This window comes from uncultured Shewanella sp., from assembly GCF_947491715.1.
Classification (GTDB): domain Bacteria; phylum Pseudomonadota; class Gammaproteobacteria; order Enterobacterales; family Shewanellaceae; genus Shewanella.
The window spans coordinates 1-12214 of record NZ_CANLKR010000052.1; the positions used below are offsets into that span (position 1 = coordinate 1).

Consider the following 12214-nt stretch of genomic DNA (forward strand, 5'->3'; position numbering starts at 1 on the left):
AATAGCCATAAGGGTTTCAAAATCAGTGTTTAAAATTAGGCTGACCCAATGCGGCTTCTCAATAGTCAGTAGCTTCCCCTTTAATGACGTCAGCAGGTAGCAGCAGCCTAGGTTTCAGTAATAACCTCGGCGGGGCATTGAGTTTTTGAATAAGGCGATTTCGGCTATTCGAATAGCCATAAGGGTTTCAAAATCAGTGTTTAAAATTAGGCTGACTCAATGCGGCTTCTCAATAGTCAGTAGCTTCCTCTTTAATGACGCCAACAGGTAGCAGCAATGATCTCGGCGGGGGTTGAGTCTTTAAATAAGGCGATTTCGGCTATTCGAATAGCCATAAGGGTTTCAAATAAGGGCTGACCCAATGCGGCTTGTAAAATGCTATCTTGTTTAAACGCCGCTAGGCTATCTTGCAATTGAGTGGGGAGCGGCTTAATTCCGCCCAATGCTTTATTTTGTGTGGCTGTCAATGTGGCGGGATCGATATTAACGGGGGCGGGTAATGCTGTTTTTTTCTTTAGCCCCGCTAATCCATGGGCGATGATGCAACCTATCACCAAATAAGGATTGGCAGTGGCATCAATAGTTTTGATTTCTATATTGGCGGTATTATGGCTATTGGCCGGTGAGCCTTTAATGAAGCGAATAGCGGCTTCTCTGTTTTCGACGCCCCAACATTGGTGATTGCCTGACCAATGTTGAGGTATGAGGCGCAAATAACTGGCGACACTGGGCGCGGTGATGGTGAGCAATGAAGGTAAGGCATGTAAAATTCCTGCAATGAAATTTTCGCCTTCTTGCGTTATCTCTTCAGGGCCTGTGCCTGCTTGAAATAAGTTGATGCTTTTTTGTGTATGGCTCTTTTTATTGAGACTGAGATGTAAGTGGCAACCGTTACCGACTCCACCATCGACAACACAGGGGGAAAATGTTGTGTGCATTTGATGTTGGTGACCAACGGCTCTGATGGTTTGACGAACAAGAATATTTAAATCGGCTGCAGTGAGCGGATCGCTGTGACGAATAGACAGTTCAAATTGACCCGGAGAGTATTCAGGGTGCAGTTGCTCGACGTCAATGCCCTGTTTTGCTAATGCATTGAGTAAATCGACACTGTAACGAGACACTTCGGTGATGCGTTGATGGCTATATGCAGGACTCGTACTCAGAGGTTTAAATTCATCGCCTTGTTCTCGGCTTAACATCCATTCTATTTCAAAGGCCATATTCAGCTCATAACCTTGAGTGTTAGCTTCTTGGATCATTTTTTTTAAAAATTGACGCTGACACTGTTCATGCGGCTGTCCGGTTTGTTTGAATCTATCAACCGGCGCCCAAGCCCATCCAGGTTCCCCTGCTAATGGCGTTATTTTTGTCAGATCGGGAAGCAGTCTAAGATCGCCTACGGGGCCGCCAGCACTGGCACTGGATGTTGCGCCATCATTGAGTAAGAAAGTATCAAAAACGGGAGACATACCCACTCCCCACATTGCTGCATTAACGAGGCGTGAGGTTGGGATCCCTTTCATTCTATTGATACCACTATTATCAATATAAGATAAGCAAACAGCACTAATATCTTGCTCTTGCAGTTGCTGAATTATTTTTTCTGCTGTTTTTTCTGTTGTTTGATCACCCAGACCTTGGTGTGAACTGACAGTATCATTATGCATGGATGGCCCCTTATGAGAGATTATAACGTTTGGCAAACAGGACAAAAAACGGTTGCTCGTTGTCCCAAGCGTATTTCACTGAGTAAATGGCCACAGTGAGTGCATGTTTGTCCACCTCTGCCGTAAACATTTAATTTCTGAGCAAAATAACCGGGCTTTCCTTCGGCATTGGTGAAATCTTTTAATGTGGTACCGCCTTGTGTAATCGCATTTTTAAGAATTTCTTTAACGTTAGCAACCAGTATCGTTAGGCGTTCAATATCAATACGGCCTGCTGGGGATTGAGGATGGATCCCCGCAGAGAATAATGCTTCATTAGCATAAATGTTACCAACACCAACGACAATGTGATTATCCATTAAACACAGTTTAATTGCCTTTTTTTTATTTTTTAGCGCATCGAATAAATAATCGGCATTAAAGCTGCTATGCAGCGGCTCTGGGCCTAATTTTGATAATAAGGGGTGAGCTTGTTCTGGTAGCTCACACCAAAGCCAAGCACCGAATCGGCGGGGATCATTTAATCTTAATACACGGCCACTGGCCAAAGCTAAATCGATATGATCATGTTTTTCAACAGGGGTATCGACAGAAACGAGCCGTAAGCTGCCTGACATACCCAGATGGATAATGGTGGTGCCAGCGTCGGTATCAATCAGTAGGTATTTTGCTCGACGTCTGACATCGCGGATCACTTGTCCAACAATCTGCTGTGCGATATCAGGTACTGGCCAGCGTAATTTCCCATTGCGAACCGTTAAGCTTGTCACTTTATTATCAATCAAATAAGGTGAAATGCCTTGACGGGTTACTTCAACTTCAGGTAATTCAGGCATAGAAAAGCGCTCTCATTTTGGTCGATCACAATATTGATTTATCAATTTTTGGTAACAATTGCATATTGGGGGAGCTGGGCACTTGATACCAATTATTTTGAGGGGATTTTAGTATGTGTTGTTTTGCAAATAATTGCCACACTTGTGGCGCTTGAAAACCTTCAATATAGAAAACTATTTCTTGGGCTTTCTCGGTTAATTTTGGTGGTGAAGATAAAGGCGTTACGCTTAAGTTTTGCCATGTGTTACTCCATGCCTTACAGTTGCTGATATTGGCACTGCAATGCCAGCCCTGTTTTTTTTTGGTGAATAGGGCTGCTTCTACTTCAAGCTGTTTTAATGCCAGAGTATCATCAAATAATGGAATAGTTTGTTGAGTGGAGGCCAGTTGAGGATCCGCCGTTTTATCATAGATCACGCTCAGTACTGATACCATAATAAGACAAGCGATGATGATGATGTTGTTCCACTTTTTTCGAGAGTATTGTCGAGAAAGGCCCATGAAATTGTTTCAATGCTAGTCTGGTGAGATAGAGGGATGCTATACCTAATGATGCCTTAAATGCAAGATGAGCAAAAAAGGTGATTTCGTATTGAATAAATTTAAGATAAAAAAAAAGCCGAAGGATAATCTACGGCTATAAAAGAGTGTGAGCAATGTTGTGCATATAAACTCAAAGACTAATGTAAAAATAAAGACTATTTTACTATTTCTATATTAGAAGCGAGTTTCAGAACGCAAGTTAATAGTAATCATTCTCATTTGCGTTTGCAAGCCTTTATGAAGATAAAAACAGTATTTTTTGCACAAAAATATTAAACTATTGATATTAAATAATTAATTTTCTTTTTTGATATTCTTTTATTGGGCAAGTCTTCTCTGAAGATACGTCAATAACACACCATAGGCGGGAATGAATAAGCCTAGGCTGATGAGCAGCTTAAATGCATAGTCTATTGAGGCGATTTCTGGCCAATTTTGACGCATAAAAGGATCCGATGAGGCATAAAAAGCAATGCTGAAAAAGACTAGAGTATCGACACAGTTTCCGATAATACTCGATGCTGTGGGAGCCAGCCACCAAGTGTTATGTTGCCTTAATTTGGCAAAAACAACAATATCCATTAATTGACCGATACAGTAGGCAGCAAAACTGGCAAAAGCAATTCTTAATATAAAGCTATTAAGGTGAAATAGACTTGAGTAATGCTGAAATTCTCCCTGTTGAAATAATACGCCGATAAGGTAAGTCAGAATGAGAGCGGGTAGCATACTGATAAAAATAATTTTTCTTGCTTGGATGCGACCAAATATCCTCACCGTTAGATCCGTTGCTAAATACACGAAAGGAAAGCTAAAAGCGCCCCAAGTCGTATGAAAACCAAATAACTGAATAGGGAGCTGGACGAGATAATTACTCGCACAAATAATGAGTATATGAAAACTTACTAAGACGAATAGCGCACGCTTCATTTGTGGCTGAGTGAACATGGTATTACCTTTTTATCATTGGCGGGGTAAGGGAACCCGCAGGGTTAATTGCTCTAGTTATATAATTTGAATGTTGTATTTTTATGGTTTTTAAAATAAACAGCTTCAAGTGTCACGGGTATATAAAGGGCGGCACATTATAAAGGCCGACAATATGAGTGCAAGTTAATTTAAATGTCATTGATAGCTTAATGGCAATTCCGACATAAAGACTTCACTTAGGTTGAGTATAAAATGATCCTCAAGTATCGTAATATTAACTAGATGATTGCTTGGTTTTGATTCTAAGGATGGTGTGTCAGTGAGGAATGTGACTCTAGCTGAAAAATGTCTCAAAATCCCTGTTGCAAAGTTGACTGTGGGGATGTTTATTGAATCGCTTGATCGTAAAAATCAGCTAATCAGTATAGGAAACTCGGGATTATTGAGAAACCAATCTGATATCAATACTTTAATCCGTCACGGTGTGGAATATGTTTGGGTTGATTTAACTCGTTCTAATTCTACAAAGAAGGCCAATCAGTCTCTTCAATCTACTTCTGTATCAGCAAGAGTTCCCTTTATTCGAAAAAAATGGATGAGCAGAGAGGCGGCTCAAGTGAAGGCGGGTGAGCTTTTATCTGAGTCAAAACGATTAATTCAAAAAGTGTTATTTGAAACCTTTGAAGGTAAAGCGGTGGAAATTGCGCCTTTTGAGCACTTAGCAGACAATATGATAAACATGATGTGGCAAGATCTTGATGCGTTGAGCTGCATGTCTGCGTTACGTAATAAAGATGCTTATTTACTTGAGCATTCAGTTAATGTGGCTTTTCTATTACTCACCTTTGGCCGCTTTTTAAAATTAGAACAATCGATCTTAAAAGATTTAGTGATAGGTGGGATTTTGCATGATATTGGTAAAATTAAGATTGATATTGGTGTATTGAATAAACCGGGTAAACTCACTCAAGCAGAATTTGAACATATTAAATGTCATCAAAACTACGCGATAGATATTTTGAGTGGTATTAAAGGGTTATCACAAGTGAGTAAAGATGTGTGTTTAATGCATCATGAGAAATTAGACGGTAAAGGTTACCCACTTGGCTTAGCAGGTGACGATATTACGTTATATGGCAGGATGAGTTGTATTGTCGATATCTATGATGCATTAACGGCGAATCGTTCTTATAAAGAAGCAATGAGCCCCGCCGCAGCGTTTAAAATCTTGCTAAGTCTCACGTCATTTCATTTGGATAAAGCCCTTGTGTATGACTTTATTCGCTGTGTGGGGATTTATCCTGTAGGATCATTAGTTGAGTTGTCTAATGGGCTGGTGGGAATTGTTTGGACAGCGAATAAAAATGATGTGTTACACCCTATTGTGAAATGTTTTTATTCAGTCATAAACAGGCAGTATGTGAATGTTAAGATGGTCGATTTATCTCAATGTGATCTTTCTATTGAGCGTGGCTTAGTCGCTGCTTGTTTAGAAATAGATCCGACGCCCTTTTATTAAAAGCACATTGGATTCTGTCATTAAAGTCTTTAGACTGGATTAATCATGAATTAATTGAGCAGAATATAATGAAGCAAGCAGTATCAATGATAGTGATTGTTCTGTCACTGGCGTTACTCATTCCTGGTGTAACTCAACCTATTTTAAGTATCCAAGGAACAATAGAAAAAACGGCATTAAGGGATGCAGGCCTTGATATGGTTGCGCAGCAAATGGGGGAGGGATCGCAAAGTAGTGCCAGAGGGATGTTGTCAATGGTCACAGGCATGTTGGGCTTAAATGATGTTAAAGGTGAGGTTGAGGTTTTTCAGAAAACCCGCAGTATTTGGGGGACGAGTGAGGAGTTATATCAGTCTGGGAATGTGCTCGTTGCCCTATTGATTGTCTTATTTAGTGTATTGATCCCCGTTATAAAATTAATATTAATGTTGCTCATGTCATTACCGATAAAAGAGACATTTTCGGCATCGCTCAGCCGATTTATTGGAGTGATCGGCAAGTGGTCCATGGCGGATGTCTTCATTGTGGCAATTATTGTTAGCTATATGGCAGGGAATGCGTCTGCAGGAATGGGAAATTTGTTAAAAACGACTGCGCAGTTTGAAGTGGGATTTTATTATTTCTTAGGGTATTGTTTGTTTTCATTATTGAGCCACTGTTTGATGTCATTGAAACGGGAATAATGGGGATAGCTGTTTATTCAACATCTACTTAGTTGATATGGCTATTTAGTAGAGGTAAATATTCTTATTTTTTTATTCGTAACTCAATAATAATGACGATACCCGTGATAGATGAAGATCACTTATTGAAATAGTAGGAGAACGGTGGTGAAAAGGTGGTTGGTATTTAGTTTATTATTGAGCCTGACAATGTTATCAATGTGGACAAATGGCTTAGTTCAGTCCTTACTCCATTTGGGGATTTTTTCTGGGATCATGTGGTATGTCATTTATGCGAAGCCTTCTCAAAATAAATAATGATAAGTTGTTATTGGTTAAATTGTAAAATGTAAACCAATGACGTACTGGCTATGGCGAACCATAGTGATATGCCCAGGATTAATGGTTTGAGTCCCGCTTGTTTCATTTTTTGTAACGTGATCCCCGCTCCAATTAAAAAAAGACAAACGACGAGTAACCTTTTTGCCCCATCAAATAAAAATTGATAAATCATATGGCCTTGGGGAAAGTAATAAGCTGTTGCTATCGCAATACAATATAAGAAAATAAAATAAGGAACAGGAATGCGACGGCTGTTGCCTTTAAAGATGACCGCGCTCATAAAAGCTAAAGGGATAATCCAGAGGGCGCGCGCTAATTTGATTGTGGTAGCAGTCACAAGGGCTTCATTTCCGTAAGCTGAAGCTGCGCCTATCACCGATGAGGTGTCGTGAATGGCAATGGCGCTCCATACGCCAAAATCATGTTGGCTCATTGATAATAAGTGGCCAATAGTTGGAAATAGAAATAAAGCGACGGCATTGAGAATAAAAATAGTGGCTAATGCTATGCCTGACTCATCACTGTTAGCATTAATGGCAGGCGTCATTGCGGCAATGGCACTGCCGCCACATATGGCTGTTCCTGCTGAAATTAAATAACCCGTTTTAGTGCCGAGTTTGAGTTGTCTTGTTACCCAATAACCCAAGAATAGGGTGAAAAAAATAGAGCCGACGATAAGCGGTAGGTTATTCAAGCTGGCCGATATGGCGGTTTGTAGCTGAATACCAAAACCTAAGCCTACTATCGACGTTGCGAGTAATTTCTTTATCCAAGGTGATAATGTGTTGCCATCGGGCGCAATGCCTAAAGTCGCTGCGCTAAATCCTAATATTAGGGCAATGGGTGAACTGATCATGGGTGAAAGACACAACAAGATCAGGAGTGTGAAAATATAATTTTTATATTTATTACATATCGTTGATAACATGTCAGTCTCAATGTTTACGGCTAAAATCAGAGTATAACCCTCAGGAATGTTTAGATAAACTAAATATATTTTACTAATATATTCAATTTTACTTAATCTATAGTGGTAAGGTAGAGTCGATTTAATGTTAAGGGTGGAGTTGATTGAGTGTTAAGGTGAAATAGATTTGTTCTACTAGGCATGAAAATTCAAAGTGGAATTCGTGTCAATCGGGAATGCGTGTGGTGTGTGATATGACTAATGAAATACATTTTTTCAATCATGATGGTACAGTGGTCGGTATTCATCCATTGTCTTTGGAGTACTTCTTTTCTCAATGAGAACGCATTGAAAAAAGAAGTGCATTTTGCGTTAGGCAGATTATCTCATAGTAACAAACTCTTCGGCCCCTGTGGGGTGAATAGCCACCACTGCATCAAAGTCGGCTTTAGTGGCGCCCATTTTCATAGCGACACCAAATCCTTGCAGTATTTCATCCATACCATAGCCTATGCCATGAATACCGACGACGGTTTGTTCCTTACCTGCGCACACTAGTTTCATTTTGCAGGCTTGGCGGTGAGCGGTGACCGCAGTATACATGGAAGTAAAACCTGATGTGTATACGGTGATATTGTCTTTTCCATACTCCATTTCAGCTTCAGGCTCTGTTAGTCCCATGGTGCCGATTGCAGGGTGACTAAATACAACTGTAGGAATATTCTTATAATCCATTTTTGCATCTGTCATGCCATTAAAGAGTCGCTCAGATAATAGACGCCCAGATTTGACGGCTACAGGCGTTAATTCCACACCATTTGCCATAATATCACCCACACAATAAATGCCGTCATGAGTAGTATTTTGCTGATCGTCTGTGATGATATAGCCTTGGTCATTTCTCGTCACTTGAGTATTTTCTAGGCCAATATTGTCGGTTGATGGGTGACGGCCAATGGCCCAGATCACGCAGTCAACTTCAAATTTTTCACCGCTTTCTAATTCATAGGTTAAGCTGCCATCAGCGTTTTTGGTAATGGATTTGGATGCACTATGCGTGTGTAATGTTAACCCATCGCTCTGCATTGACTCCACTAAGGCTTCGCTGAGCATAGGATCAAAGTTACGCAGTGGAGCATGTTTACGCACAAATAAGTGGGTTTGTGTGCCTAATGCATGTAATACGCCCGCTATTTCAACGGCGATATAACCGGCACCAATGACGGCAACACGTTTAGGTTGCTCGTTTAACGCAAAAAAACCATCGGAATCTATGCCTAATTCACTACCCGGAATATCGGGATAGCTGGGGGCGCCGCCCGTTGCAATAAGAATATGATCAGCTGTGTATTGCTCGCCATTGACTTCAATTGTTTTACTATCAATGAAGCGGCCATAGCCTTTTACGACGGTCACACCATTATTGTCTAAACCTCTATCATAAGCGCCATGAATACGATCAATATAAGCTTCACGGCTGGCCACAAGTGTTTTCCAATCAAATTGATTAACACTCACATCAAAGCCGTAATCTTTTGCATAAAGGTGCATAGCTTCGGCAACTTGTGCGCCATACCACATGACTTTTTTAGGGACGCAGCCTACGTTGACACAAGTCCCTCCAAGCTCTTTTGCTTCTATGAGTAATACTTTTGCGCCTCGCATTGCCGCGCGATTGGCTGATGCGATGCCACCACTGCCAGCACCTAAGCAAATATAATCAAATTGTTGAGCCATCGGGATCTCCGAAAATAGTTAAAATAGGGCAAAGCCCTATTGTGCCTCATGTGTTAGCAAGATGCGAATGGCAAAATATTAGGCGTATTATTGATTCTTTTGTTTGTATTGTTAAATGGCTATTGGAGTGAATACAGAAAGATTTTAAAGATGACTTTGTTACTAGATCTCAGAAATAAGCGACACACGTTTACCTGTTGAAAATTCATAAAGACTGAGAAAGTTTAACGCCTTTCTTGGCCTGGTATTATTTAATGGTTATCTATTTTTTTGACCAAGGTCTTAGTTCTGTGGGCATTGTCATTTGCTATGATTGTTTTTTAGCCTGAGAGGCTACTTTCCTATTACGGTTTCTTTTATTTTCTAGGTTATTTTATTGTCCATGTTCTTGTTCTCTTTACGTACGTTATTATTCTATAGTGGCAGGTTTTGCTTTATTTTGTTGTTAGTGGGTTGCAATGACACAGATAATCAGCACGCATTGAGTGAGGCCGACACATCGATCACAGAAGTCGAGCCTATTCCAGTGCCTTTGCCCAAGCCAGAACCTAGACCTAATCCCGAACCAACACCAACACCAACACCAACACCAGAACCAACACCAGAACCTCAGCCGCAACCCGAACTGAAGGCGGATCGAGTGCATTATTATACGGCGAAGCAGTCTGTGTATTTGACCGATCAATTACTGTGTGAGGGTTGTGAAGGGGATGTCAGTTTTTCGGTGCTCGATCCTGCGAAAGTGACATTGGGTAAATTTGATTTTACCAATGCAGAAATAGGGGCCTTTACCTATTTGGCTGATGCAGCAAAAGGGGAAGAGATAATTGAATATCAATTACAAAGCGCGAGCCAATCTGTGGTGGGGAAAATTATCATTACTATTGACGCAGGGGATCCTTTGTATCAAATGCAGTGGCATTTACAAAATAGTGGACAAACGGCATTTGCACAATATGGCGGTCAACATGGACAAGACATGAATGTAAAGGAGGCTATCGCACAAGGACACCATGGCGAGAATATGATTGTGGCTGTGATAGATGATGGTGTCGAAATCAGTCATCCTAATCTTAAAAATAATGTAGCAGTCGATCAATCTTATAATTTTTTAACGGGATCGAATGATCCCACGCCAGTTGATGCGAGTAAGGCTCATGGCACTGCGATTGCAGGGATCATCGCCGCAGAAGGTTGGAATAATATAGGCAACCGTGGTGTGGCGCCTAAAGCGAGGTTAATAGGATTTAACTATCTGGAAGAGCAAAGTGTTTATGGTTATTCAGAAGAGAGTTTTAGGCTCACTCATGGCATTGAGGGTGACAGTCAATTTGCTCATATTTTTAATCAAAGTTATGGCTGGGAATATCCGTACCCCAATAACATGAGCTTACGGGAAGAAGCGTTATTATTCCATGCGGCGACCGAGAGTAAAGGGCGACTGTTCATTAAATCATCTGGAAACGAATATCATCAATTTCAAAGTGGCTCTGATAAGTATTTTAGAGGAAATAATACTGCTAAGGGCGTTGAGAGTTTACCTGTTTATCATGCCAATATGTCGGCAGATCAAGCCAGTTTTTATCAGCTAGTGGTGAGCGCGCTAAATGCGAATGGCAAGCTAAATCATGGGAGTACCATTGGGGCTAATATATTCATTAGTGCGCCTGGTGGTGAAGACGGCAGCCTTTCACCAGGGATTATCACCACAGATAGGCAAGATTGTTATACCGGTTTCTCACATAAAATGTCGCTAATGGATCTTTTAACAGTATTTGATGATGGTAGCCATCCTTTAAACCTTGAGTGTCACTATACCGCTAGAATGAGCGGCACCTCTGCTGCAGCGCCCAATATTAGTGGTGCGATTGCCGTTATTTGGGGGGCAAATCCGAGTCTGACTTGGCGTGATATTCGCCATATTTTAGCCAGTACGGCAACGAAAGTGGATGAGAATATTCTTGATAAAACGGTCGCGATTAATTCTGCTGTTGAACAAGAGGAGTATGTGGCTATACCGAGTTGGACGATAAATGCCGCAGGATTTCATTTTCATGATTTTTATGGTTTTGGAGGCGTTAATGTCAGTGATGCCGTTGAAATGGCATTAAGTTACAACACGGATTTAGGAGAGTATGGGGTTTCTCCATGGATTGAGTCGAATGACATTAATAAGACCATTCCCGATGGCAGTATTGAAGGTGTTAGCGATAGTGTAACTTTTGCTGAAGATTGGATTGTAGAAGGGGTGCAAATTGCACTGACGATTAATCATGGTCGTTTACCGGATTTGGCCGTGGAGCTCATTTCACCATCGGGTACTCGCAGTGTGTTATTGACCCCCTATAACGGTTATGTGGCGTCAAAAAAGAGTGGGTTTAACAATACCGTGATGTTATCGAATGCGTTCTATGGGGAAAAGAGTAAAGGAGAGTGGCAGCTTAAGGTAACAGATGTGAATAGTGGTGATTTTTATTATGGTACCTACTTTAGAAATATCGATTATCAAGCCTCTATTGTGAATGAGGCTTATGGCGAACTGCTTTCTTGGTCTATTCGCATTCATGGGCATCAGATTGATTAAGGAAAGATGATGAGAAAAATGACCTTGTGCTTTTTACTTTTTGTGAGTGTTATTTTATGTGCTGAGGCTCAAACTAGGTTAAAGGTGGAGAGAGATGGATCCTTTTCTCCTTCTTCTCAAGATAATTATAACGGCACCGATCCTCGTGTTTTTGTTCAGAATGATATAGTGGCTAGGACTAAAATGTCATCATTGTCATCTTCTCAAGCGATTTTGAAGCCAAAACTCACTGGTATTATTAGTTTTCAACTCAAATCTCAGGTTGATCTTGATAGCTTTATTCAAGATTACCCTGTTGTTATTCAGTGGCGGAGTCCGTTTAATCTTGTCGATGTTAAACCTGTCGCTCATTTAAATTTAACTCAGCTTACTGATGTAAAATACTTTTTTGCATTAATGTCTGAGCTTAAAGCCAGTGAGGATGTTATCTGGGTAGAAGCGGGACGAGCAGATAGACGACATAGAGCAAAGTAAGGGGGTGAG

11 protein-coding genes are annotated in these 12214 nt (G+C 40.8%); 5 read left to right on the top strand and 6 right to left on the bottom strand.

The genetic code is table 11. The annotated features are described in order from the left end of the window. Window positions 1-251 precede the first annotated feature (251 nt). The 4 genes from Q0779_RS21730 to Q0779_RS21745 all read right to left on the bottom strand — a co-directional run bounded on the left by Q0779_RS21730 (window position 252) and on the right by Q0779_RS21745 (window position 3998). The gene (locus Q0779_RS21730) at window positions 252-1670 is read right to left on the bottom strand and encodes a glutamine synthetase family protein (RefSeq protein ID WP_298775971.1); all 1419 of its coding nucleotides are present in this window, start codon (window positions 1668-1670) and stop codon (window positions 252-254) included. Between the two features lie 20 nt (window positions 1671-1690). Continuing rightward, window positions 1691-2506, bottom strand: a complete 816-nt coding sequence (gene mutM, locus Q0779_RS21735) for a bifunctional DNA-formamidopyrimidine glycosylase/DNA-(apurinic or apyrimidinic site) lyase (RefSeq protein ID WP_298775974.1) — start codon at window positions 2504-2506, stop codon at window positions 1691-1693. Window positions 2507-2531: 25 nt separating this feature from the next. Then, window positions 2532-3008 carry a hypothetical protein gene (locus tag Q0779_RS21740; protein ID WP_298775975.1) on the bottom strand — a complete coding sequence of 159 codons (477 nt, stop codon included), beginning with the start codon at window positions 3006-3008 and terminating at the stop codon, window positions 2532-2534. 360 nt (window positions 3009-3368) lie between these two features. After that, window positions 3369-3998 carry a 7-cyano-7-deazaguanine/7-aminomethyl-7-deazaguanine transporter gene (locus Q0779_RS21745; RefSeq protein WP_298775976.1) on the bottom strand — a complete coding sequence of 210 codons (630 nt, stop codon included), beginning with the start codon at window positions 3996-3998 and terminating at the stop codon, window positions 3369-3371. 301 nt (window positions 3999-4299) lie between these two features. Here Q0779_RS21745 and Q0779_RS21750 point away from each other — a divergent pair, with 301 nt between their 5' ends. The 3 genes from Q0779_RS21750 (at window position 4300) to Q0779_RS21760 (ending at window position 6479) form a co-directional block, all read left to right on the top strand. Beyond that, the gene (locus Q0779_RS21750) at window positions 4300-5499 is read left to right on the top strand and encodes an HD-GYP domain-containing protein (protein WP_298775978.1); all 1200 of its coding nucleotides are present in this window, start codon (window positions 4300-4302) and stop codon (window positions 5497-5499) included. Between the two features lie 68 nt (window positions 5500-5567). Next, window positions 5568-6182, top strand: a complete 615-nt coding sequence (locus Q0779_RS21755; RefSeq protein WP_298775979.1) for a paraquat-inducible protein A — start codon at window positions 5568-5570, stop codon at window positions 6180-6182. A gap of 147 nt (window positions 6183-6329) precedes the next feature. Next, complete coding sequence (locus Q0779_RS21760) at window positions 6330-6479, top strand: hypothetical protein (protein WP_298775982.1); 150 nt, start codon at window positions 6330-6332, stop codon at window positions 6477-6479. 10 nt (window positions 6480-6489) lie between these two features. On the opposite strand, the gene Q0779_RS21765 is transcribed toward Q0779_RS21760, so the two are convergent. Both Q0779_RS21765 and gorA read right to left on the bottom strand, forming a co-directional pair. Then, window positions 6490-7431 carry a putative sulfate exporter family transporter gene (locus tag Q0779_RS21765; protein ID WP_298775984.1) on the bottom strand — a complete coding sequence of 314 codons (942 nt, stop codon included), beginning with the start codon at window positions 7429-7431 and terminating at the stop codon, window positions 6490-6492. Between the two features lie 360 nt (window positions 7432-7791). Then, window positions 7792-9147, bottom strand: coding sequence for a glutathione-disulfide reductase (gorA, locus tag Q0779_RS21770; RefSeq protein ID WP_298775986.1), 1356 nt, complete (start codon window positions 9145-9147; stop codon window positions 7792-7794). 382 nt (window positions 9148-9529) lie between these two features. Between gorA and Q0779_RS21775 the strand changes: the two genes are divergently transcribed. Both Q0779_RS21775 and Q0779_RS21780 read left to right on the top strand, forming a co-directional pair. Then, window positions 9530-11731 (top strand): S8 family peptidase, encoded by a 2202-nt coding sequence (locus Q0779_RS21775; RefSeq protein ID WP_298775988.1) that lies wholly within the window; start codon window positions 9530-9532, stop codon window positions 11729-11731. Between the two features lie 9 nt (window positions 11732-11740). Then, on the top strand, window positions 11741-12205 hold the full coding sequence (locus tag Q0779_RS21780; RefSeq protein ID WP_298775990.1) for a hypothetical protein: 465 nt from the start codon (window positions 11741-11743) through the stop codon (window positions 12203-12205). Window positions 12206-12214: the final 9 nt, after the last annotated feature.